Below are 20,269 nucleotides of genomic sequence, written 5' to 3'. Positions count from 1 at the left end.
ACGTGCCGGCCCGTGGCCCGGCTATCGCCGGGCAACCCGCCGGACATCCGGCGGTCCGGCCCCGGCCGTCCGTTGTCCACCTGGCGACATGTCGCCGATGCGGCGGGCCGCAACTAGTGACCATCGATGATCTCCGTCGCAGACTCCGATCGGTCGATCTTTTGGGACCGGCCGTCTGAGAAGAGGAGCACATCGCATGCACTGGCACCCACGCTGGCTCGCCGCCGGCGCGGTCGGCGCGATGGTGGTCGGACTCGCCGTACCGGCGTCCGCCGCCCCGCCCGCCCCGCCGGCCGGCCCGAGCCCGGCCGCGTTCACTCCGGGCGCCGCGCCCGCCCGCATCACTCTGATCACCGGCGACCAGGTCGACCTGGTCCAGGCCGCGCCCGGCCGGGTCGCCGCCACGGTCCACCCCGGCCCCGGCCGAGAGCGGATCACCTTCCACACCGTGGAGGCCGACGGCCGGATGCGGGTGCTGCCCAGCGACGTCGTGCCGTACGTCTCCGCCGGGGTGCTCGACTCCAACCTGTTCGACGTGGAGGAGTTGGTCGCCGAGGGCTACGGCGACGGCGCGCAGGGCGCGCTGCCGCTGATCGTGCGCTACCAGGAACCGGCCGCCGGGCGGGTGCGGCCGCTCGCGGGCGCCACCGCCGCCCGGCCGCTGGAGAGCATCAACGGCGCGGCGCTGCGGGTCGGCAAGGGCGACCTCGGCGGCCTGTGGACAAAGCTGCGCGGCGCGCCGGAGGCACGGACCACCGCCGGCGCGCCCCGGCTCGGCGCCGGCATCGCCCGGGTCTGGCTGGACGGGCGGGTCCACGCGGATCTGGAGCACAGTGTGCCGCAGATCGGCGCCCCGGCGGCCTGGGCGGCCGGCCGGGACGGCAACGGCGTCCGGGTCGCGGTGCTCGACACCGGGGTCGACGCCGGCCACCCCGACCTGGCCGGCCGGATCGCCGAGGCGCAGGACTTCACCGGCAGCGGCAGCGCCCGGGACGGCCACGGCCACGGCACACACGTGGCCTCCACCATCGCCGGCAGCGGCGCCGCCTCCAACGAGCTTCGCAAGGGCGTCGCCCCCGGCGCGCAGCTGCTGATCGGCAAGGTGCTCGACAACAACGGCAGCGGTTACGGCTCGGACATCATCGCGGGCATGGAGTGGGCCGCCCGCTCCGGCGCGAAGGTGGTCAGCATGAGCCTCGGCGGCTCGGCCACCGACGGCACCGACCCGATGAGCCAGGCGGTCAACGACCTCACCGCCGAGACCGGCACACTCTTCGTGATCGCCGCCGGCAACAACGGCGCTCCGGGTACCGTCGGCACGCCGGGCGCGGCCAGCGCCGCGCTCACCGTCGGGGCGGTGGACCGCGACGACAACCTGGCCGAGTTCTCCAGCCGCGGCCCCCGGCTCGGCGACAACGGTTTGAAGCCGGAGATCACCGCGCCGGGCGTCGGCATCGTCGCCGCCCGCGCCGCCGGCACCACCATGGGTACGCCGGTGGACGACGCGTACACGCGGGCGTCCGGGACGTCGATGGCGACCCCGCACGTCGCCGGCGCGGTGGCGATCCTCGCCCAGGAACACCCGGACTGGACCGCCGGGAAGCTCAAGGACGCGCTGGTCAGCACGACGAAGGCGAACCCCGCGCTGACCGTCTTCGAGCAGGGCGGCGGCCGGGTCGACGTGGCCCGCGCGCTGAGCCAGCGGGTGTACGGCTCGGCCACCGCCGACTTCGGCCGGGTGAACACCGGCGGTGCGGTGGTGGAGCGGACCGTGACGTACACCAACGGCACGTCGTCCCCGCAGACCGTGCGGCTGGCCCTGGAGCTCCGCAACCTGGACCGCGATGCGGCCGAGCCGGACGGGGTGTCGCTCGACGGCACGGAGGTGACCGTGCCGGCCGGCGGCAGCGTGAACGTCCCGCTGCACGCCGACCCGGCGAAGCTGGACCGGGGGGTGCACGGAGGGTGGCTGGTGGCCACCGGCGCGGACGGTGTCGCGGTACGTACGGCCGTCGGGCTCACCCTCAGCGGCCCCATCCACACCGTCACCCTGCGCGCGCTGGACATGGCCGGGCAGCTCGGCGTGGCGACGGTGTTCACCCTCTTCGGCGAGCACTCCGAGTCGGACCAGCTCGGTTGGATCCCCGGCGAGGTGCAGGTGCAGGTCGAGGAGGGCCCGTACCTGCTCGAGGGGCTGATCCATCACGGCGCACCGCTGGACGAGCAGCTCACCCTGGTCACCGATCCCGAGCTGATGGTCGACCGGGACCTCACCGTGGTGCTCGACCCGCGCAAGGCCACGCCGGTGCGGATCGAGACGCCGAAGCCGACCGAGCAGCGGGCGGTGATCAGCTTCTTCGAGCACCGGATCTTCGGCAACGGCCGGCAGGTCGACCACGGCGTGATGGAGTTCAGCACGATCCAGCAGGTGAACGTCACGCCGACCCGGCCGGTGCGCCAGGGCGAGTTCGAGTTCGCCTCCCGCTGGCAGCTGGTCGCCCCGATGGTGGACGCCACGGTCAGCAACGTCTCCGGTCCGCTGGACATCAACCTGCTGCGCCAGTCGCCGGCTCCGGACGGCCGGCGGAAGCTGCCGCTGGTGTGGGCGGGCGACGGCACCCCCGCCGAGCTGTCCCAAGCCGGGGTCCGGGGTGCGGCCGCGCTGGTCTTCGGCAGACCCGACCGCACCGAAGAGGACCAGGTCGTCGCCGACGCCACCGCGGCCGGCGCCGCGATGGTGCTCATCGTCCGCCCGGCGAATTTCAGCGCGTGGACGGACTGGGCTCCCGACGGGGACCGCCTGCCGATCCCGTCGATGGTGGTCGCGTACGACGACGGGCAGCGGATGATCGCGGCGGCGAAGGCCGGACGCGTGACGCTGGACCTGACGCTGACCCCGAACAGCCCCTACCTGTACGACGTGTGGCAGGTGTCGAAGGGGCGGATCCCGGATCGCATCGTGCACCGGGTGACCGCGGACAACACCGCCGAGGTGACCGCCCGCTACGCCGACACCGGCGGGTTCGACTGGGCCGACGAGCAGCGGTTCGGCTGGCGGCCCTGGCAGGAGTACTCCTGGCTGGACGAAAAGCGGCTGGTGCGTACCGGCACCGTGCGGCAGGAGTTCGTCAGCGCCGGGGACAACTGGTGGCAGCAGCGGATGCTGCACCGGCTCCAATGGTCCTGGGGCCGGCTGCTCGGGGGCGCCATCCAGCCGCCCCGGCAGTACGCCGCCGACGACCGGGTCACCGCGACCTGGTACGCGCCGGTGGTCCGGCCGGCCGTGCCGGCGGGTCCCGGGGTGGCGGTGCCCACGCGTACCGGGGACAACCTCGACCTGCGGGTGGCCGAGTTCGTCGACGCCGACGGCCACTACAGCCCGGCCGGGTTCAGCGAGGAGCAGGACACCGTCGAGCGCCGGCTGAGCCGGGACGGGCAGCAGATCGCTGACCTTTCCGGCGGCTGGGCACCGGTGCCGACCACCCCGGGTGCGGCCCGGTACCGGCTGGACATCACCACCCAGCGCTCCTCGGACGAGTGGCGGTGGGCCACGCGTACCGAGACGGCCTGGCAGTTCACCTCGGCCCGGCCCACCGGTGACGCCGCCCAGCCGCTGTCGCTGCTGCAGGTGGACTACCAGGTCCCGGCGGACCTGCGGGGCGAGGTGCCCGGCGGCCAGCCGCACAAGGTGGGGCTGACCCTGCGCCAGCCGGCCGGCGTACCGGCGCCGACCGGTGTCGGGGTGCGGGTCGAGGTGTCGTTCGACGGCGGACACAACTGGCGGACCGTGCCGGTGCGCGGCTCGGGCACGCAGTTCACCGCGACCGTGCCGGCCGGACGCGGCGCGGTGTCGCTGCGGGTGCACGCCGGCGACCGCGCCGGGAACACCGTCGACCAGACCGTGGTCGACGCGTACGGGCTGCGCTGACGCGGGCGGGGCGGGACGGCCGTGGCGCCGTCCCGCCCCGTCGCCTCAGATCCAGCCCCGCCGGGCGGCCTGGAAGGCCAGCCCGGGCCGGGTATCCACGCCGGCGACCGCCATCAAATCGGCCAGCCGACGCTGCACGGTACGGCGGCTCACCCCGAGCTGGGAGGCGATGGACTTGTCCGGCACGCCGGCCACGAAGAGCGAGAGCAGCCGGGCCTCGTCGGCGTCCGGCCGGTAGCCGTCACCCGCCCGGTCGGCGGGCGGGGCGGACGAGCGCACCGGCGTCGCCATCAGCCAGTGGCTCTCGAAGAGGGCGACCAGCGCGTCGAGCAGCTGGCTGCGGCCGATCACCGCGGCGGTCGGCTCGCCGCCGTCCCGGTCCGGCACCAGCGGGCAGATCGCCGTCCGGCCGTCGACGATGGCCAGCCGCACCGGCAGCCGGTCCAGCACCCGGGCCTGCTCTCCGGCGCGGACGCCCCGCTCGAGGTCCTCCAGCGCGCCCGGTTCGAGGAGCATCTCGCGTTCGTAGATGGCCCGGTAGCGCACCCCGCGCGCCAGCGCGTCGAACTCCTCGACGTTCTCCTCGCCGGACATGGCCAGTGGGTTGGCCCGGCAGAACCAGAGCACCTCGACCCGGGCACCGTCCTGCAGGTCCCGCAGGCGCTCGCGGAGCACCCGCGCCCCGGTGATCACCTCCACCAGGTGGTCGACGTCGTGCCGCCGCATCCCGGCCCGGTACTCCTCGGTCAGCTGGGTGACCGCCGCGCGGGCCGTCTCCAACGCCTCCTGCCGGCGCAGCAGCGCCTCGCCGAGCGGGACGTCGGGTGCCAGCGGCCGCAGCGGCGCATCCGGCTCCGGCCCGGCCGGCAGCACCAGTCCCTTGCCGCGCAGGGCGTCGAGCTCCGCGACGACCTCGGCGCGCGGCCGGCGCAGCCGCTCGACCAGCTCCTCGACCCGGGCCGTGGTGAGCTGGACGAGGGAGCGGTAGAGCTCCTCCTCGCCCGGGGTCAGCCCGATCACGTGCAACACGGGGCAAGACTGTACGCCGCCCGCGTTCCCCGATGCGGCGTCGCGGGCTGGTCAACTGTCGGGCCCCGCGTCTACTGTCGGGTGCTGTGCTGGAAGAGCTGCGCATCACCGGACTGGGCGTTATCGAGGACACCACGCTGCCGTTGACCGGCGGGATGAACGTCATCACCGGCGAGACCGGTGCCGGCAAGACCATGGTGGTGACCGGTCTCGGCCTGCTCTTCGGCGGCCGGGCCGACGCCGGGCGGGTCCGCGCCGAGCCGGGCAAGGCCGTGGTCGAGGGGCGGCTGCGCCTCGGCGGCCGGGTCGCCGCGGCCGTGCACGCCCGGATCGTGGAGGCCGGCGGCGAGCCCGACGAGGACGGTTCGCTGCTGATGAGCCGCACGGTCACCGTGGAGGGTCGCTCCCGGGCCCACCTGGGCGGCCGGAGCATGCCGGTGTCGATGCTCGGCGAGGTCGGCGAGCAGGTGGTGGCGGTGCACGGGCAGTCCGACCAGCTGCGGCTGCTGCGGCCGGCCGAGCAGCGGGCCGCGCTGGACCGGTTCGCCGGCCCCGACCACGAGAAGCTGCTCGACGCGCTGCGCGAGGCGTACGCGCGCTGGCGGCACGTGGTCGACGACCTGGCCGACCGACGGCGCAACGCCCGGCAGCGCAACCAGGAGGCCGACCTGCTGCGGCTGGGACTGGACGAGATCACCCGGGTCGACCCGCAGCCCGGCGAGGACGACGAGCTCAAGGCGGAGGCCCAGCGGCTGGAGCACGCCGAGGGGCTGCGCACCGCGGCGCAGCTGGCCCACCAGTGCGTCGCCGGCGGGGTGGAGGCGGCCGACGACACCCCGGACGCCACGGCGCTGCTCGGCACCGCCCGGCGCACCCTCGAGGCGCAGGCCGGCACCGATCCGGCCCTCGGCGAGCTGGCGCTCCGGCTGGAGGAGGCGGCGACCCTGGTCGGGGACGTCTCGGCCGAGCTGTCGGCGTACCTGGCGTCGCTGGACGCCGACCCGGCCCGGCTGCAGGTTCTCCACGAGCGCCGAGCCGCGCTGCGGGCGCTGACCCGCAAGTACGCCGACGACGTCGACGGCGTGATCGCCTGGGCCGAGCGGGCCCGCACCCGACTGTCCGACCTGGACACCTCCGACGAGCTCCTCGACGAGCTGGACCGCGACGCGTCCCGGCTCGCCGGCGAGGTAACCGACCTGGCCGGCCGGGTGTCGACGTCCCGACAGGAGGCCGCGGTCCGCTTCGCCCAGCAGGTCACCGTCGAGCTGGCCGGGCTGGCCATGCCGCACGCCCGGATCGACGTGGCGGTGGTGCCCCGGCCGGCCGGGAAGGCCGAGCCGACCCTGACCGTCAACGGCGCCGAGGCCGGCATCGGCCCGGACGGCGCCGACGAGGTGGAGCTGCGGCTGCTCGCCCACCCGGGTGCCCCCTCGCTGCCGCTGCAGCGCGGCGCCTCCGGCGGTGAGCTGTCCCGGGTGATGCTCGCCATCGAGGTGGTCTTCGCCGGCTCCGGCGGCCCGCCCACGCTGGTCTTCGACGAGGTGGACGCCGGCGTCGGCGGCACGGCGGCGGTGGAGATCGGCCGCCGGCTGGCCCGGCTGGCCCGCAGCCACCAGGTGCTGGTGGTCACCCACCTGCCGCAGGTGGCCGCCTTCGCCGACCGGCACCTGGTGGTGGCGAAGGACACCGGGGGAGCGGTCACCACCAGCGGGGTGCGAGTGGTGGAGGACACCGAGCGGGCCCGTGAGCTGGCCCGGATGCTCGCGGGTTTGCCCGATTCCGACCTGGGTATCGCGCATGCGGAGGAACTCCTGGCGGTGGCGGCCAAGGAAAGGCGGCCCTGACCGCCGCTATTGTGAGCGCAAGCACACCAGCCTGCGCTCCGGTGTGCTTCCCTGGGTAGGCGGCCCTGCTCAGGCATGTCGCGACAGAGAAGCCTGCCTCACATGCCAGGATGGTCACGATGCGTCTACCCACGTTGCGCCGGATCCGGAACGCGGAACCGGGCTCAGTCCTCGGCACCGCGCGCCTGGACCGTCGGACCAAGCGGCTGGCCGGCCGGCTCCGCCCCGGTGACATCGCGATCATCGACCACGTCGACCTGGACCGGGTCGCGGCCGACTCGCTGGTCGCCGTCGGCGTCGCCGCGGTGCTCAACGCCAAACCGTCGGTCTCCGGCCGCTACCCCAACCTCGGGCCCGAGGTGCTGGTGGGCGCGGGCATCCCGCTCCTGGACGACCTGGGCGAAGGGGTCTTCGAGCGGATCCGGGAGGGCGACACCATCCGGATCGAGGGCAACACCGTCTTCGTCGGCGACGAGCCGGTGGCGCACGGCGACCTGCAGGACGCCGAGACCGTGGCCAAGGCGATGGCCGACGCCCGGGAGGGCCTGTCGGTCCAGCTGGAGGCGTTCGCCGCCAACACCATGGACTACCTCCGCCAGGAGCGCGACCTGCTGCTCGACGGGGTGGGCGTACCGGACATCCAGACCCAGATGCAGGGTCGGCACTGCCTGATCGTGGTCCGCGGCTACGACTACAAGGCCGACCTGGACGTGCTGCGGCCGTACATCCGGGAGTTCAAGCCGGTGCTGATCGGCGTGGACGGCGGGGCGGACGCGCTGGTCGAGGCGGGCTACACGCCCGACGTGATCATCGGCGACATGGACTCGGTCACCGACGACGTGCTGCGCTGCGGCGCCGAGGTGATCGTGCACGCGTACCCGGACGGCCGGGCGCCCGGCCTGGCCCGGGTCGAGGGCCTGGGTGTGCCGGCGATCACCTTCCCGGCCGCGGCCACCAGCGAGGACCTCGCCATGCTGCTCGCCGACGAGAAGGGCGCCTCGCTGCTGGTCGCCGTCGGCACCCACGCCACGCTGGTGGAGTTCCTCGACAAGGGCCGCGGCGGCATGGCCTCGACCTTCCTCACCCGGCTCAAGGTCGGCGGCAAGCTGGTCGACGCCAAGGGCGTGAGCCGGCTCTATCGGCAGAGCATCTCCGGTTCGTCGCTGCTGCTGCTGGTCCTCTCGGCGGTCGCCGCGATGGCCTCCGCAGTGGCGGTCTCCACCGTCGGGAAGGCGTATTTGGGCGTGGTCTCCGAGTGGTGGGACAATTTCGTGTTCCAGCTCGGCCAGCTCTTCTAGCCCCCGACCGATCAAGAGGCTGCAAGCGTGATCAACTTCCGGTACCACGTGGTGTCCCTGACCGCGGTCTTCCTGGCGTTGGCCATCGGCCTGGTGGTGGGCACCGCCGCCCTCAACGGCCCGGTGGCGGATTCGCTCAAGGAGAACGTCAACGCGCTGCGCAAGGACAACCAGCAGATGCGCCAGTCGGTCAACAACATGCAGAAGGAGCTGGAGCTCGAGGAGGAGTTCGCGGCCCAGATGTCGCAGGTCGTCCTGCCGGGCAAGCTCGCCGGCAAGCGGGTCCTGGTGCTGAGCACGCCCACCGGCCGGGAGCACACCGAGGGCGTGCTGAAGATGCTCCAGCTCGCCGGGGCCGACGTGAGCGGCCGGGTCGACCTGCAGGACAAGTTCATCAACCCGGACAACAACACCAACCTGATGGAGCTGGCGGTGACCGCCGCCCGGCCCTCCGCGCCCGCCTCCGCGCTGCCTGGCAACGGCAACGGGGTGGAGACCTCCAGCGCCCTGCTCGCCAGCGTGCTGCTCGACCGGGCCCAGGGCACCCCCGCCGTCACCGAGGCCGACCGCAAGGCGGTGCTGGCCGCGTACAGCAACGCCGGATACCTGACCGCCGAGGACCGGGTCACCGGGCCGGCCGAGGCCGTCGTGGTGGTCAGCGGGCAGCCGTACGTCGACAAGGACTCCGCCAAGAAGGACGAGTCGGTGGTGAAGGTCGCCGAGCAGTTCGACCGCACCGGCGCGATCGTGGTCGGCGGCAACGGCTCCTCCGGGGGCAACCTGGTCGCCGTCGTGCGCGGCGACCCGGTGCTCGCCCAGACCATCTCCACCGTCGACAACGCCAACACCGTGCAGGGGCAACTGGTCACCAGCCTCGCCCTGGTGCAGCAGCTCACCGAGAAGAAGGCCGGCCAGTACGGCGTCGGCGACAACGCCGGTTCGCTGCTGCCTAGACTGCCCCAGTGAGCGAACCACGTACCCCGGTGACCGGAAGCCGCCCGCCCGTCCCCTCCGGCGGCCCCGCGTGAGCGCGCTGGGCCGGCTGCTGGCCGCCGCTGCCGGCGCCGCCGCCGCCCGGTACGCGCTGCGCGAGATCCGGACCGCGCCGGTCGGGCCGGCGCTGCAGCGGACCAACTTCCGCGGCCGTACGGTCACCCTCGCGGCCGGGCCTGCGCTCGCCGTCGGGGCGTCCACCGCCGGCGCGCTCGGCGCGTCCAGCGTCCCGTCCGGGGCGGCGGCCCTGGTCGCCGGGCTCGGCGCGGGCGCGGTCGGCCTCTACGACGACGTGGTCGGCGCCCGGCCCGAGCAGAAGGCCGCCAAGGGCTTCTCCGGGCACCTCGCTGCGCTGCGCGAGGGCCGGGTCACCGCCGGCATGGTCAAGGTCGCCGGGGTGGGTGCCGCGGGTGTCGCCGCGGCTGCCCTGCTTGCCGCGGACCCGACGGTCGCCGCGCACCGCCGCCGGCAGCGCCAGGGCGCGTTGGGGCGCACCGTCGACGTGCTGCTCGGCGCCGGCGTGGTCGCCGGCACCGCCAACCTGCTCAACCTGCTCGACCTGCGCCCCGGCCGGGCCTTGAAGTCCGGCGTGCTGCTCGGCGCCCCGCTGGCCCGCGGCCCGCACGGCGGCATCGCCGCCGGCGTCGTCGGCGCGGCCTCCGGGCTGCTCGACGAGGACCTCGACGAGCGGGTGATGGTCGGCGACAGCGGCGCCAACGCGATCGGCGCGCTGCTCGGCGTGGCGCTGGCCGCGCGGACCGGCCCGGTCGGGCGGGCCGGGATCCTCGCCGTGCTCACCGTGCTCACCGCAGCCAGCGAGAAGGTCAGCTTCACCCAGGTCATCCAGCGCACCCCGGTACTGCGTGAGCTCGACGCGGTGGGCCGGCGATCCGACTGACGTGACCAGACCGGCACCCCTCGCCGGCGCCGGCCGGGTGGCCGGAGCGGCCGCCCTCATCGCCGTCCTCACGGTGGTCAGCCGGCTCGCCGGCTTCGGCCGGACGGCCGTCTTCAGCTGGGTCGTCGAGCGCAGCGACCTCGGCGGCATGTACGTGGTCGCGAACACCGTCCCGAACATCATCTTCGAGATCGTCGCCGGCGGCGCCCTGGCCAGCCTCGTCGTACCGCTGCTGGCCGGACCGGTCGCGGCCGGCGACCGCCGGGCGGTGGCCACCACCACCGGCGCGCTGCTGACCTGGACGGTGACCCTGCTGGTCCCGCTCGCGGCGCTGGTCGCGCTCCTCGCCGACCCGGTCATCTCGCTGATCAGCGACGCGCGCTCACCGGCGGAACTGGCCGCCGGCGCGCGGATGCTCCGGGTCTTCGCGCCGCAGCTGCCGCTCTACGGCATCGGCATCGTGTTGACCGGGGTGCTCCAGGCGCACCGGCGGTTCGCCTGGCCGGTCCTCGCGCCGATGCTCTCCAGCCTCACCGTGATCGTGGTCTACCTGGCCTTCGGCGCCACCCAGGGGCGGGGCGCCACGGTCGCCGAGGTGAGCCGGGCCGGTGAGCTGATCCTCTCCGGCGGCACCACCCTCGGCGTGGTGGTGCTGTCGCTGTCGCTGCTCATCCCGATGCGACGGCTCGGGCTGCGGTGGCGGCCCGGTTACGCCTTCCCCGCCGACGCCCGGGCCAAGGTGGGTGGGCTGGCGGTGGCCGGCGCGGTCACCGTCACCGCCCAGCAGGTCGCCCTGGTGGTCATCCTCAACCGGGTCACCGGCGGCCCGACCGGCTCGCCGCAGGTCTACAACCTGGCCCAGACCATGTACCTGCTGCCGTGGGCGGTGCTCGCGGTACCGCTCGCGGTCGCGGCCTATCCGACGCTGACCGCGGCCTCCGCCACCGGCGACGAGGACGGCTACCGGCGGACCCTCGCCTCGTCCGTCCGCGGCGTGCTGCTGTTCAGCTTCCTCGGCGCGGCGGCCCTGGTCGGCACCGCCGAGTCGGTGGGGCGGTTCTTCCCGCTGGGCGTGACCGCGACCGCCACCGCGATCGCGGGATTCGCTCCCGGCCTGGTCGGCTACGGGCTGTTCGCCGTGCTGTCCCGGGCGCTCTACGCCCGTGGCGCCACCCGGGCGGCGACCGCCGCCATCACCACCGGCTGGCTGGTGGTGCCGTTGGCCGCCCTGCCGCTGGCGGCGCTGCTGCCCCGGGACGACCGGGTGCTCGCCGTCACCCTGGCCAACTCGATCGGCATGCTGGTCCTCGCGGTCCTGCTGGTGGCCGCGGTGCTCCGCGCCGCCGGCCGGCCCGCCCTGGCCGGCGGCGGCCGGGCGGCGGCCGCCGGCCTGCTCGCCGCCGTGCTCGCCGCTCCCGCCGGCGTGGCCGCCGCCCGGTGGCTGGCCGGCCTCGGCGACGGCACCCCGACGACAGCGGAGGCGCTCGCGCAGGGCATGCTGTCCGGAGCCGTGGTCGGCGTGGTGTTCCTCGCCGTGGCCTGGCTGGCGGACCGGCCGGACGTCCGGCCGCTGCTCGCGGGGGTGCGACGCCGGCTCGGCGGGCGACGGCGGGCCCCGGAGCGCGGCACGCAGGAGGACGGCATCCCCCCGGAGCGGGGTGACGGGAAGGAGACGGTGTCCCGATGACCGACGCGACGTCGGCGCCCCGTTGGCACGGCACGGTGGTCCTGCTGCTCGCCTCCAGCACCGGCGGGGTGGGGCAGCACGTCCGGTCGGTGGCCCGAGGGCTGACCGCGGCCGGCGCCTCGGTGCTGGTCTGCGGGCCGGCCGCCACCGAGGACCAGTTCGACTTCACCGGCGTCGGTGCCCGCTTCACCCCGGTGGAGATCCCGGCCAGCCCCACCCCGGCCGACGCCCGCGCGGTGGCCGCGCTGCGCCGGGCGCTGGCCGCCGAGCCGGCCCAGGTGGTGCACGCCCACGGGCTGCGCGCCGGGCTGGTCGCCGTCCTCGCCCGGCCGGCCGCCCCGGTGGTGGTGACCTGGCACAACGCCGTGCTCGCCGGCGGCCTGCGCGGGCAGCTCTCCCGGCTGGCCGAGCGGACGGTCGCCCGCTCCGCCCGGGTCGCGCTGGGCGCGTCCGCGGACCTGGTGGACCGCGCCGCCGCGCTCGGCGCCGCCGACGCCCGGCTCGCCCCGGTCGCCGCGCCGACCCTGCCCGCGCCGCGCCGCCGCCGGGCCGCCGTTCGCGCCGAGTTCGGCGTCGCACCGCACCAGCCGCTGATCCTCTCGGTCGGCCGGCTGCACCCGCAGAAGCGGTACGACGTGCTGGTCGACGCCGCCGCCCGCTGGCGTACCCGGGTCCCGCCGCCGGCCGTCGTCATCGCCGGCAGCGGCCCCGCGTACCTGCCGCTGGCCGCCCGGATCTCCACCGCCCGGGCGCCGGTGACCCTGCTCGGGCACCGCACCGACGTGGCGGACCTGCTCGCCGGCGCCGACCTGGCGCTGGTGACCAGCGACTGGGAGGCCCGGCAGCTCTTCGCCCAGGAGGCGCTGCGCGCGGGCGTACCGCTGGTGGCGACCGGGGTGGGCGGGCTGCCCGAGCTGGTCGGCGACGCGGCGGTGCTGGTGCCGGCCGGCGACGTCGACGCGGTCGACGCGGCGGTGCGGTCCCTGCTCGACGACGAGAGCCTCCGCGCCGACCTGGCCCGCCGCGGCGCCGCCCGCGCCGCCACCTGGCCCACCGAGGAGGACACCGTCGCCGCCCTGCTCGCCGTCTACGCCGAGCTCAGCCCGGACGCCGCCGGCCCGGCGACGCCCGGCGCGGACACCTCGTCGACGGGACGCCGGTGATGCTGCGCAGACTCACCCCGGTACTGCTCACCCTGCTCGTGGTGGTGCTCGGCGTGACCGCGCTGGCGGCCCGGCCGGACACCGGCACGCCCCGGCGCACCGCCGACTACGTGGTGCTCGCCGGCGTGGCCGGGCTGCGCTGGGACGACGTGGACCCGCAGACCACCCCGACCCTGTGGCGGATGGCCGAGCAGGGCTCGATCGGGTCGCTTTCCACCCGCTCCGCGCACCGCCCGACCTGCCCGGTCGACGGCTGGCTCACCCTCGGCGCCGGCAGCTACGCGGCCTGGAACGGCAGCCGCCAGCAGGATGGCTGCCCGCCGGTCGGGGTGAGCGTGGAGCAGCCGGACGGGATCGGCGCCAACCTGCCGGACCAGGAGGGCGTGGTCCGCCACAACCAGGACCGGCTGCCCTGGGGCGCGGTGCCGGGGTCGCTGTCGGAGTCGGTGCGCTGCTCGGTGGCGGTCGGACCGGGGGCGGCCGTCGCCGCCGCCCGCCCGTTCGGCCGGGTCGACCGGTACGCCCCGGCGCTGCCCGAGGACCCCGCCGCGCTGCTCGGCTCCTGCGTGCTGAGCGTCGTCGACCTCGGCACGGTCACCGGTGCGGACCCGGCGACCCGCAAGGCCGACGCCCGTCGGGCCGATGCGGCGCTGGCGCGGGTGCTCGCCGCCCGGCCTCCCCGCTCGATGGTCATGGTCGCCGGAATCTCCGACACCGAGTCGCCGGCCCGACTGCACGTGGCCGTCGCCGACGGGCCGGGCTGGGAGCACGGCTGGCTCACCTCGGCCAGCACCGGCCGCGAGGGCTACCTGCAACTGGTCGACCTCGCCCCGACCGCGCTCACCGCGCTCGGCCGGCCGCTGCCGGAGCGGCTCTTCCTCGGCCGCCCGGCGGTCCGGGTCGAGGACCGCCCGGACGACCTGGCCACCGCGATCGCCGCGCCGGCGGACGCCGACCGGGAGGCGGGCGCCCAGCGCACCGTGGCGGGCTGGTTCTTCGCGCTGCTCGCCCTGGCGCAGGTGGCGCTCGCCGTGGCCGTGCTGCCACTGCTGCGCCGGGCCCGTCGGCTCGCCGGCCCGCACAGCCCGCCGCCGGTCTCCCGGCGGATCGTGGCGACGGTGGAACTGCTGCTGGTGGCCGCCGCGCTGGCGGTCCCCGCCGCCCTGCTCGCCGACGCGGTGCCCTGGTGGCGGGGCGAGCATGCCGGCCTGTGGTTCGCGCTGGTGACGGTGGCCCTGATCGGGGCCGCCACCGCCCTGGTCCGGTTCGCCCCCGGGCACGAGCGGACCCTCGGCCCGCTCGGCGCGGTGGCCGGGCTGGCCACCCTGGTGGTCGGCGCGGACGTGCTCAGCGGGGCGCGGTTGCAGCTCAACGGCGTGGTCGGCTACTCGGCGCTGGAGGGTGGACGCTTCTCCGGCCTGGGCACAGTGGGCCTCGGGGTGTTCCTGGCCGGATCGCTGCTCAGCGCCGGCTGGCTGGCCCAGCGGGTGCGCCGGGGCTGGCGGCCGATGGTGGTGGTCGCCGTCGGCGGGCTGGCCGTGGTGGTCGTCGGCAGCCCGTACCTGGGGTCGGACCCGGTCGGCGCGATCGCGCTGACCGCCGGGGTGGCGGTCACCGCGGCGATCAGCACCGGCGGCTGGCTCACCGTCAGCCGTCTGGTCTGGGCGACCATGGCCGGGCTGGCGCTGACCCTCGGCGTCGCCGTGGTGGACCTGCGCCGGCCGGCGGAGGAGCGCGCCGCGCTGGGCCGGTTCCTCGCCGCTCTCGGCGACGGCACCGGCGGGCTGACCGTGCACCGGGCCAGCACGACGAACTTCGAGACGCTGGTGAACAGCCCGCTGACCGTGCTGGCCCTGGTGGGCGCGCTGCTGGTCTGGTTCGCCCTGCTTCAGCCCTGGGGTGGGCTGATGCGGCTGTTCGGCATCTATCCGGCGGTCCGGGCGGCGATGGCCGGTACCGCCGTGGCGGCGGTGATCGGCGGGCTGCTGGGCGGCTCCGCGCTGGACGTGGCGGGGGCGGCGGGCGCACTGGTGGTGCCGATGGCGGCGCTGGCCTCGCTGCGGGTGCTCGACCACTCCACCGACCGGACCCAGCCGGGCGCCGGCCGGCAGCGCGGCGACGGGCCGGGTGGCCCGCCGGCCGGTGACGCGCCGGACGGTGACTCCGCCGGCGGCGAGGCCGACGAGGGCGCGGAGGGCGGCGGGACGGCCGGCTCCGGGCGTACCCGGACAGCGGCCGGCACCGACGACGCGGCCGAGGCGGACCGTGCCGACCGTGACGGTGCGCGACAGCGGCCCGGGGAGCGCGGACCCGCCGCCCGGGACGCGGCGGTGCCCGCCGCCCGCGCCTCCGGCGACGCCGTCGGCGCATCGACCGAGGCCACGACGCCGTGACCGGTCGCCGGCCTTCGGCGGCTCGACCTCGGGTGCGGCGCCGGACCACGGTCGGGAAGGTGTTACCGTGGAATCCCGTGGATCGCGTGATCACTTGGTTGATCGGCACGGCGGTTCGCACGACCGCTACGGACGACACGGGAGCAGGCCTTGGCCCCTTCAGCACGGACGACCAGGCACATTTTCGTCACCGGGGGCGTCGCCTCCTCGCTGGGTAAGGGCCTCACCGCCTCCAGCCTCGGCAACCTGCTGACCGCGCGCGGGCTGCGGGTGGTGATGCAGAAGCTCGACCCGTACCTCAACGTCGACCCGGGGACGATGAACCCGTTCCAGCACGGTGAGGTCTTCGTCACCGAGGACGGCGCCGAGACCGACCTCGACGTCGGGCACTACGAGCGGTTCCTCGACCGGGCGCTCTCCGGCAAGGCGAACGTCACCACCGGGCAGATCTACTCGGACGTGATCGCCAAGGAGCGGCGCGGCGAGTACCTGGGCGACACCGTCCAGGTCATCCCGCACATCACCAACGAGATCAAGTCCCGGATCCTCGGCATGGCGGAGCCGGACGCCGAGGGCCAGATCCCGGACGTGGTGATCACCGAGGTCGGCGGCACGGTCGGCGACATCGAGTCGCTGCCGTTCCTCGAGGCGATCCGCCAGGTCCGCCACGACCTGGGCCGGGACAACTGCTTCTACCTGCACGTCTCGCTGGTGCCGTACCTGGCGCCGTCAGGCGAGCTGAAGACCAAGCCGACCCAGCACTCGGTGGCGCAGCTGCGCAGCATCGGCATCCAGCCCGACGCCATCGTGCTGCGCTGCGACCGGGAGATCCCGGAGAAGCTCAAGGAGAAGCTCTCGCTCTACTGCGACGTGGACCGGGAGGCGGTCGTCGCCGCCCCGGACGCGCCGAGCATCTACGACATCCCCAAGGTGCTGCACCGCGAGGGCCTCGACGCGTACGTGGTGCGCCGGCTCGGCCTCTCCTTCCGGGACGTGGACTGGACCAGCTGGGACGACCTGCTGGACCGGGTGCACCAGCCGCACCACACCGTCACCGTCGCCCTGGTCGGCAAGTACGTCGACCTGCCCGACGCGTATCTGTCGGTCAGCGAGGCGATCCGGGCGGCCGGGTTCGGCCACCGGGCCCGGGTGCAGCTGCGCTGGGTGCCCAGCGACGACTGCGTCACCCCGGCCGGCGCGGCGGCCGCCCTGGCCGGCGTGGACGGCATCGTCATCCCCGGCGGCTTCGGCGTACGCGGCATCGAGGGCAAGATCGGCACCGCCCGGTACGCCCGGGAGAACGGCATCCCGCTACTCGGCCTCTGCCTCGGGCTGCAGTGCATGACCATCGAGGTGGCCCGCCACCTCGCCGGCCTGGACGGGGCGAACTCGCTGGAGTTCGACGAGGAGGCCACGCACCCGGTCATCGCCACCATGGCCGACCAGGAGGACATCGTCGCCGGCAAGGGCGACCTGGGCGGCACCATGCGGCTCGGGGCGTACCCGGCGAAGCTGGCCGAGGGGTCGATCGTGTCCGAGGCGTACGGCAGCACCGAGATCAGCGAGCGGCACCGGCACCGGTACGAGGTGAACAACGCCTACCGGGACCAGCTCACCAAGGCGGGCCTGCACTTCTCCGGCACCTCGCCGGACGGCCGGCTGGTCGAGTTCATCGAGCTGGACCGGGGCCTGCACCCGTTCTTCGTGGCCACCCAGGCGCACCCGGAGCTGAAGAGCCGCCCGACCCGGCCGCACCCGCTCTTCGCGGCGTTCGTCACGGCGACCGTGGCGTACTCGGAGGCCGACCAGCTGCCGGTGGACCTGGACGCGGTGGCCGACGCCCCGGCGGCGAAGAAGGCCGCCCGCAACGGCGGCGCCGCGGTGAAGGCCACGTCCGTCTCGTGAGCGCCGTCGAGCACCGCTACGAGCTGCGCTCGCGCACCGAGCGCTACCGTGGCCGGATCTTCGACGTGGTCACCGACGAGGTGACCATGCCGGGCGGCGGGACCGCGCAGCGGGACTACGTCCGGCACGTCGGCGCGGTCGCCGTGGTGGCGCTCGACGACGCCGGCCAGGTGGTGCTGGTCCGGCAGTACCGGCAGCCGGTCGGCCGGCACCTCTGGGAGCTGCCCGCCGGGCTGATGGACGTCAACGGCGAGGAGCTGCCCGCGGCTGCCGCGCGGGAGCTGGCCGAGGAGGCCGACCTGACCGCCGGCACCCTCGACCTACTGGTCGACGTGCACACCTCACCAGGCTTCTCCGACGAGGTGGTGCGGGTCTTCCTCGCCCGCGACCTGGGTGACGTGCCCGCCGACCAGCGGCACGAGCGCCGCGAGGAGGAGGCCGACCTCCAGATCGTCCGGCTCGACCTGGACGAGGCGGTCGGCATGGTGCTCGCCGGGGAGATCACCAACGGTCCGTGCGTGGCCGGCCTGCTGGCCGCCGCCCGGGCCCGCGACGCCGGCTGGTCGGTGCTGCGCCGGGCCGACGCCCCGCTGCCCTGTTAGACCGGGTACGACGGGAGGGGCCGCGCGGTTCGCCGTGCGGCCCCTCCCGCATCCGGCAGGGAGCGGGCGGCGCGGGCGGCGCGGCGTGAACACCCGACCGGTCGGCACCGGGCGGGGCGGCGTCGACACCCGGTGTGTCGCCTGCCGCTTCCGGCCAGCGGGAGCCCCGATGCGGTGCGACGATGAGGGCGAACGTCGAGCGGAGGGCTGAGCCGCGCCTGACACATCGTCAGGCGGATCGGGCACCGGATGTCACTGTGCTGGCTCCCGGAGGGTGGACACGCGCCTAGACTGCCGCCGACGGGACCGGTGGACCGCGCCGGCAATGGGGCCGACGCGGCACCGAGCAGTCGGGGGTGAGCTGCCCCGAAGAGAGGTGTCTGCATCGTGAAGGTCGGAATCCCACGCGAGGTCAAGAACCACGAGTACCGCGTGGCGATCACGCCGGCGGGCGTCAACGAGTTCACCCGCAGCGGCCACCAGGTCTTCGTCGAGTCGGGTGCCGGCGTCGGGTCGAGCATCACCGACGACGAGTTCGCCGCCGCCGGCGCCAAGATCCTGGCCACCGCCGATGAGGTGTGGGACACCGCGGAGCTGGTGCTCAAGGTCAAGGAGCCGATCGCCGAGGAGCACCACCGGATGCGCGAGGGGCAGGTGCTCTTCACCTACCTGCACCTGGCCGCCTCGAAGGAGTGCACCGACGCGCTGATCGACCGGAAGGTCACCGGCATCGCGTACGAGACCGTCGAGCTGCCCGATCGGTCGCTGCCGCTGCTCGCCCCGATGTCCGAGGTGGCCGGCCGGCTCGCCCCGCAGGTGGGCGCCTTCTACATGATGCGCACCGGTGGTGGCCGGGGCGTGCTGCCCGGCGGCGTCTCCGGCGTGTACGCGGCGAAGACCGTGGTCATCGGCGCCGGCGTCTCCGGCATGAACGCCGCGGCCATCGCGCTGGGCATGCAGTCCGAGGTGCTGCTGCTGGACAAGAACGTCGCCCGGCTGCGCCAGGCCGACGCCATCTACCGGGGCCACCTGCAGACGGTCGCCTCGAACGCGTACGAGATCGAGCGGGCCGTGCTCGACGCCGACCTGGTCATCGGCGCGGTCCTCGTCCCGGGCGCCAAGGCGCCGACCCTGGTCTCCAACGAGCTGGTCTCCCGGATGAAGCCGGGCAGCGTGCTCGTCGACATCGCCATCGACCAGGGCGGCTGCTTCGAGGACTCGCGCCCGACCACGCACGCCGACCCGGTCTACAAGGTGCACGAGTCGATCTTCTACTGCGTGGCGAACATGCCCGGCGCGGTGCCGAACACCAGCACCTACGCGCTGACCAACGTCACCCTGCCGTACGCCCTGGAGCTGGCCAACCACGGCTGGCGGGAGGCGCTGCGCCGCGACCCGGCCCTGGCGCTGGGCCTGAACACCCACGACGGCCAGGTCACCTACGGCCCGGTCGCCGAGGCGCACGGCATGCAGACCCTGCCGCTGGCCGACGTGCTGGCCTGACCGGCGACGGGTTGACCGCAACGACGGACGGGGCCGGCGCGGGCACGCAGCCCGCGCCGGCCCTGCGTCGTGCCGTCCGCGGCTACCTCGACCACCTCACCGTCGAGCGGGGACTGTCGGCGAACACCCTGTCGTCGTACCGCCGGGACCTGGAGCGGTACCTCGCCACCCTGGCATCGGCCGGCATCGCCGACCTGGCGTCGGTCGGCGCCGGCACCGTCGAGGCGCACCTGGCCCGGCTGCGCGCCGGCGACGACGACCATCCGCCGCTGGCCGTCTCCTCCGCCGCCCGGGCCGCCTCCGCGGTGCGCGGACTGCACCGCTTCGCGCTGCGCGAGGGGCTGGCCGGCGCCGACCCCAGCCGCGACGTCCACCCGCCCACCCCGCCGCGCCGGCTGCCCCGCGCGTTGCCGGTCGACGAGGTGATCCGGTTGCTGGATACCGCCGGCCCGGTGACCGCCACCGGCGACGGCGCCGCGCTCGCGCTGCGCGACCGGGCGCTGCTGGAGTTCCTGTACGGCACCGGCGCGCGGATCTCCGAGGCGGTCGGCGCCGCCGTGGACGACCTGGACGTCGACGAGGGCACCGCGCTGCTGCACGGCAAGGGCGGCCGCACCCGCGTGGTCCCGATCGGCGGGTACGCCGTCGAGGCGCTGCGCGCCTGGCTGGTGCGCGCCCGCCCCGGGCTGGTCGCCGCCGGGCGGGGCACCCCGGCGGTCTTCGTCAACGCCCGGGGCGGCGCGCTGACCCGGCAGGGCGCCTGGATCATCCTGCGCCGGGCCGCCGAGCGGGCCGGGCTGCCGGTGGACGGGCCGTCGGCGGTCTCCCCGCACACCCTGCGCCACTCGTACGCCACCCACCTGCTCGACGGCGGCGCCGACGTGCGGGTGGTGCAGGAGCTGCTCGGCCATGCCTCGGTGACCACCACCCAGGTGTACACACTGGTCACCGTGGAGCGGCTGCGCGAGGTGTACGCCACCGCCCATCCCCGCGCCCGCGGGTGACCCGTCGGCGACGGTCGGACCG

General features: G+C 75.2%; 13 protein-coding genes. 12 read left to right on the top strand and 1 reads right to left on the bottom strand.

All coding sequences use genetic code 11. The annotated features are described in order from the left end of the window. Positions 1–196 precede the first annotated feature (196 nt). Positions 197–3,928 (top strand): S8 family serine peptidase, encoded by a 3,732-nt coding sequence (locus ACLQ2U_RS12890; protein WP_425750827.1) that lies wholly within the window; start codon positions 197–199, stop codon positions 3,926–3,928. Between the two features lie 45 nt (positions 3,929–3,973). Here ACLQ2U_RS12890 and ACLQ2U_RS12885 read toward each other — a convergent pair whose 3' ends face one another. Then, a complete protein-coding gene (locus tag ACLQ2U_RS12885; RefSeq protein ID WP_425750826.1) occupies positions 3,974–4,957 on the bottom strand; it encodes a helix-turn-helix domain-containing protein in 984 nt (327 codons plus the stop codon). Between the two features lie 86 nt (positions 4,958–5,043). On the opposite strand from ACLQ2U_RS12885, the gene recN reads away from it, so the two are divergent. From recN to ACLQ2U_RS12830, 11 genes are all read left to right on the top strand, one after another. Next, on the top strand, positions 5,044–6,801 hold the full coding sequence (gene recN / locus ACLQ2U_RS12880; RefSeq protein ID WP_425750825.1) for a DNA repair protein RecN: 1,758 nt from the start codon (positions 5,044–5,046) through the stop codon (positions 6,799–6,801). A gap of 119 nt (positions 6,802–6,920) precedes the next feature. Continuing rightward, positions 6,921–8,099, top strand: coding sequence for a putative cytokinetic ring protein SteA (gene steA / locus ACLQ2U_RS12875; protein ID WP_425750824.1), 1,179 nt, complete (start codon positions 6,921–6,923; stop codon positions 8,097–8,099). Between the two features lie 27 nt (positions 8,100–8,126). Continuing rightward, positions 8,127–9,065, top strand: a complete 939-nt coding sequence (locus ACLQ2U_RS12870; protein WP_425750823.1) for a copper transporter — start codon at positions 8,127–8,129, stop codon at positions 9,063–9,065. Between the two features lie 58 nt (positions 9,066–9,123). Next, complete coding sequence (locus tag ACLQ2U_RS12865; protein WP_425750822.1) at positions 9,124–9,990, top strand: hypothetical protein; 867 nt, start codon at positions 9,124–9,126, stop codon at positions 9,988–9,990. Position 9,991: 1 nt separating this feature from the next. After that, positions 9,992–11,677, top strand: coding sequence for a murein biosynthesis integral membrane protein MurJ (gene murJ / locus ACLQ2U_RS12860; RefSeq protein ID WP_425750821.1), 1,686 nt, complete (start codon positions 9,992–9,994; stop codon positions 11,675–11,677). Then, complete coding sequence (locus ACLQ2U_RS12855; RefSeq protein ID WP_425750820.1) at positions 11,674–12,840, top strand: glycosyltransferase family 4 protein; 1,167 nt, start codon at positions 11,674–11,676, stop codon at positions 12,838–12,840. The genes murJ and ACLQ2U_RS12855 overlap by 4 nt, the downstream gene beginning before the upstream one ends. Beyond that, positions 12,840–15,233, top strand: a complete 2,394-nt coding sequence (locus tag ACLQ2U_RS12850; RefSeq protein ID WP_425750819.1) for a hypothetical protein — start codon at positions 12,840–12,842, stop codon at positions 15,231–15,233. Before ACLQ2U_RS12855 ends, ACLQ2U_RS12850 begins: the two co-directional genes overlap by 1 nt. Positions 15,234–15,383: 150 nt before the next feature. After that, positions 15,384–17,138, top strand: a complete 1,755-nt coding sequence (locus ACLQ2U_RS12845) for a CTP synthase (protein WP_425750818.1) — start codon at positions 15,384–15,386, stop codon at positions 17,136–17,138. After that, positions 17,135–17,740, top strand: coding sequence for an NUDIX domain-containing protein (locus ACLQ2U_RS12840; RefSeq protein ID WP_425750817.1), 606 nt, complete (start codon positions 17,135–17,137; stop codon positions 17,738–17,740). The genes ACLQ2U_RS12845 and ACLQ2U_RS12840 overlap by 4 nt, the downstream gene beginning before the upstream one ends. Before the next feature lie 387 nt (positions 17,741–18,127). Continuing rightward, on the top strand, positions 18,128–19,243 hold the full coding sequence (gene ald / locus ACLQ2U_RS12835) for an alanine dehydrogenase (RefSeq protein ID WP_425750816.1): 1,116 nt from the start codon (positions 18,128–18,130) through the stop codon (positions 19,241–19,243). Positions 19,244–19,254: 11 nt separating this feature from the next. Continuing rightward, a complete protein-coding gene (locus ACLQ2U_RS12830; RefSeq protein ID WP_425750815.1) occupies positions 19,255–20,247 on the top strand; it encodes a site-specific tyrosine recombinase XerD in 993 nt (330 codons plus the stop codon). Positions 20,248–20,269: the final 22 nt, after the last annotated feature.

It is taken from the genome of Micromonospora sp. DT47 (assembly GCF_049844475.1).
In the GTDB taxonomy this organism is placed as follows: domain Bacteria; phylum Actinomycetota; class Actinomycetes; order Mycobacteriales; family Micromonosporaceae; genus Micromonospora.
Note: the sequence above shows the minus strand (reverse complement) of the source record. Positions and strands in the feature narration are given on the sequence as shown.